This window comes from Streptomyces fildesensis, assembly GCF_016107395.1.
GTDB lineage: Bacteria > Actinomycetota > Actinomycetes > Streptomycetales > Streptomycetaceae > Actinacidiphila > Actinacidiphila fildesensis.
The window spans coordinates 1-4,027 of sequence record NZ_JAAIKO010000097.1 but is presented as its reverse complement, the minus strand read 5'-3'; the positions used below and the strand labels follow the sequence as shown (position 1 = coordinate 4,027).

The following is a 4,027-nucleotide window of genomic DNA, read 5'->3' as shown; positions in this document are numbered from 1 at the left end:
TGGGGATGCTCAGCTGGTCGGGAAGATCGGCCAGAGCGTTCGTCCAGTAGTCGATCTGGGTGGCGAAGAGGCTGTCGGGGTCGTTCTGGTCGCCCAGTAGTTCGTTCTGCCACAGCGTGTAATCCGCGTACTGCACCGGCAGCGGAACCCAATGAGGCGTCTCTCCCTGGGTCCGGGCGGTGTAGGCATGGGTGAGGTCGGCAGCCAACGGTCCCAGCGACCAGCCGTCGCCCGCGATGTGGTGGACCACCAGCAGCAGGACATGCTCCTGGGAGGAGAGCTCGAAGAGATCGGCTCGCAGGGGAGGTTCGACGGCCAACTCGAAGGCGTGCCGGACTGCTTGTTCGAGTACGGTCGCCAGCTCGGCTTCCGTCGTCGGAATGACGGTCACACGCGGCGCGGCGGCTTCGGAGTCCAGTATGTGCTGGCAGGGAGTGCCGTCGATCTCGGGGAAGACGGTGCGCAGGCTTTCGTGCCGGGCGACGAGGTCACCGAGCGCGGACCGTAGTGCGTCCCGGTCGAGTTCGCCCGTGAGGCGGAGTGCGAGCGGAATGTTGTAGGTGGCGCTGGGCCCCTCCATCTGATGGATGAACCACAACCTGCGCTGAGCGAATGACAACGGCATGACCTCGGGCCGCGCCCGAACGGTGAGTGCCAGTCGTCCAGGTGCAGCAGTGTCGAGCAGGGCCGCCACCGCGGCCGGCGTCGGGCCCTCAAAGAGGGTGCGCAGACCGACCTCGACGCCGAAGACCGATCGGATCTGCGCGATGAGGCGGGTGGCGAGCAGTGAGTGGCCGCCCAGGTCGAAGAAGTCGTCGTCGACCCCGGCCCGAGGCAGCCCCAGTACCTGCGCGAACAGGTCGCAGACGATCTGCTCCTGCGGGGTTCGTGCGTCCCGGCCCGACCCGACCGACGCGAAGTCCGGCGCCGGCAGAGCGGCGCGGTCGAGCTTGCCGTTGGCGGTCAGTGGCAGGCGATCGAGAGGGACGATGGCGGCGGGCTGCATGTAGTCGGGGAGGTGTTGGCGGGTGTGTTCGCGGAGGGCGGTGAGGAGGGCGGCGGTGCCGCGGCTGGTGGCCGGGTTGATGACCCAGGTCGAGAGGGTTGCTCCAGAGCCACTGGTATCGACCGGTGTGTAGGTATGGGTCGGGGTGCCGGCGGCCAGCCGACTGCGGACGATGTAGGTGACGTCGACCGTGTCGACGTCATGGGTGCTCCAGGTAATGCCGCTCCAGTACCCGAGCTCGTCGCCGAGCTGATGGAACATCTCCAGGTCGATATGGGGGTTGGAGGTGTGGCTGGGAAGAGGAGCGTTGTGATCGAGGGCGTGCTGCAGGGCGAGCTCGTGGGTGAGGCGAGGGTTGGGGACTCCGGTGACCCGGAGTTCGACGGGCTGCTGGGTCGCGAGCCGTCGCCTGAGGTCGGCCAGATTGGCGGTGGCATCGTCGGCGTTCTGGTCCCAGGGTTGGTGGGGGGTGTGGGTGAGGGGGTGGGGGGTGATGCCGGTTTTGTAGAGGGTGGCGTCGTAGCGGTAGCGGGTGAGTTCGTTGTGTGCGGTGCCGCGTTTGAGTTGGATGTCGGTGCCGGCGATGTCGGGGATGTGGTGGGTGAGGGCGGTGAAGTATTCGGGGTCGATGAGGAGTTCTTTGCCGAGGACGAGGCTCTGTTCGACGGCGCGGCGGATGGCGGCGGTGTCGGCGTCGTCGGCGCGGGCGGCCTGGACCGCGGTGGTGAAAGTGCGCAGCAGGCGGGGGTTACGGACGTCCCCCACGAACACCGCACCGCCGGGAGCGAGAGCGCGGATGGCGTGATGAAGCACCTGCTCGAGATAGCCGGCGTTCGGGAAGTACTGGGCGACGGAGTTGAGCACGATGGTGTCGAAGTGGTTGTCGGGCAGACTGCCGAAGTCGTGGGCGGGTTGCGTCCTCAGGCGAACCCGCTGGAGCAGGACGGGATCGTTGTCGACCTGGGCCTGAAGTTCCCTGATGACGGTGGGGGAGAAGTCGGTCCCCCAGTACTCATCGCACTCGGGCGCGAGCTGAGAGAGCAGGAGACCGGTTCCGACACCGATTTCGAGCACACGGCGAGGACGGAGCGTCCTGATGCGCTTGACGGTGGTGTCCCGCCATTCCCGCATCTCCTCCAGCGGGATCGGTCGGCCGTCGTAACTGCTGTTCCAGCTCGCGAAGTTCTCGCCGAACACGGTTTTGGTCGCGGAGGTGTAGACGGAGTCGTACAGTTCCTGCCACTCGCTCAACTGTGACTCTTCGACCTGCTCATTGCGATCGTCCGTCGAACTGTCGGCGACGACATAGCCGACCAGACGGGCGTCTCCCGGCTGGTCCTCACGAACGATGACGGCGGCCTGGGCGATGTCGGGGTGGTCGGTGAGGACCTTCTCGATCTCGCCGGGTTCGATGCGGAAGCCGCGGATCTTGACCTGGTGGTCGGCGCGGCCGATGAATTCCAGCTCACCGTCGCCGTTCCAGCGCACGAGGTCGCCGGTGCGGTACATCCGTCCGCCGGGTTCCAGGCCGCAGGGGTCGGCGACGAATCGCTCGGCCGTCAGGGCGGAACGGCCGAGGTAGCCGCGAGCCACGCCGGCGCCCGCGATGTACAACTCACCCACCACACCAGGCGCCACCAACTGCAGCTCGTCATCCAACACATAGGTCCGCGTATTGGCTATCGGCCGGCCGATGGGGGCAGCGCCCGCGCCATCGGCCAAGTCTCCGGCAGTCGACCAAATGGTGGTCTCGGTCGGTCCGTACAGGTTGGTCAGGTCGTCCGTGAGCTCGCGCATTTCTTCGGCGAGGGCGGTGGGCAGTGCCTCCCCTCCGACCAGCATGCGCAGGCCCCGCAGGGCCTCCGGGTTGTGCGCCACCAGCAGCTGCCACAGCGAGGGGGTCCCCTGAAGGACCGTGACACCGTGCCGGGCGATCAAGTCCAGTACGGCAGAAGGTTGCGCGACCGACTCCTTCGGCGTCAGGACCACCGCTGCACCGGAGAGAAGCGGGTGATACAGCTCCAAAGCAGCAATATCAAAGGCGACGGTGGTGACCGCGAGCAGCCGCTCCTCAGGCCGAAGTTCGACCTTCTGCCGCATGGCCTCCAAGAAGTTGAGCAACGCGGCGTGCGGCACGACCACGCCCTTGGGACGTCCGGTCGACCCGGAGGTGTAGATCACGTACGCGGCGTCCGCGGGCCGCAGCGGTGCTACACGGTCGGCGTCGGTCGGATCGCTGTCGGAGCAGTCAGCCACCAGCGCGCGGACATTGGCAGCGTCCAGAACCAACCGCTGCGACGAGCCGCCCGCCACCAGCCGGTCCGTTCGCGTCGTAGTGAGAACCAGGGCAGGTCGCGCGTCCTCGAGCACGTACTCGATGCGTGCCGCCGGATGATCCGGATCCAGTGGCAGGTACGAGGCACCAGTTTTGAGCACTGCCAGCAGGGCGACCACCAGGTCGGCCGAGCGAGGCAGCGCAAGGGCGATCACCAGATCCGGCCCGGCACCACGTCGCAACAAGGCGTGGGCGAGTTGGTTGGCGCGAGAGTTCAGCTCCGCATACGACAGGGTGGCATCCCCGACGATCAGAGCCACGGCGTCGGGCGTGGCGGCAGCCTGTTCCGCGAAGCGGTCCGGCAGGAGGGTCTCGCTCACCGGGGAAGCGGTGTCTTGCCAGGTGTGGAGCAGGTGGTGGCGTTCGGCGGGGGTGAGGACGTTGATGGTGCTGAGGGGTTGGTCGGGGTGGGCGGTCGCGGTGTCGAGGAGTTGGATCCAGCGGTCGAAGAGGGTGTGGACGGTTGGTGCGTCGTAGATGTCGCTGGAGTACTCGATCGCGCCGTTGATCCCTTGGGGTTCGCCGTTGGGTCCGCGTTGTTCGGCGAGGCTGAAGAAGAGGTCGAATTTTGCGGTTCCGGTGCGTCCGGGTGCCAGGTCGATGCGGAGTCCGGGGAGTTGGAAGGTTCCTTCGGGTGCGTTTTGGAGGGCGAGCATGATTTGGAAGAGGGGGTGGTGGGCGAGGGT

At 66.9% G+C, this 4,027-nt stretch carries 1 protein-coding gene; it reads right to left on the bottom strand.

Annotation, left to right across the window (positions count from 1 at the left end; translation table 11 throughout):
- A partial coding sequence (locus C6N31_RS41915; RefSeq protein WP_269770888.1) for a non-ribosomal peptide synthetase occupies nucleotides 1–3,997 on the bottom strand: 3,997 nt, incomplete at its 3' end.
- Nucleotides 3,998–4,027 lie beyond the last annotated feature (30 nt).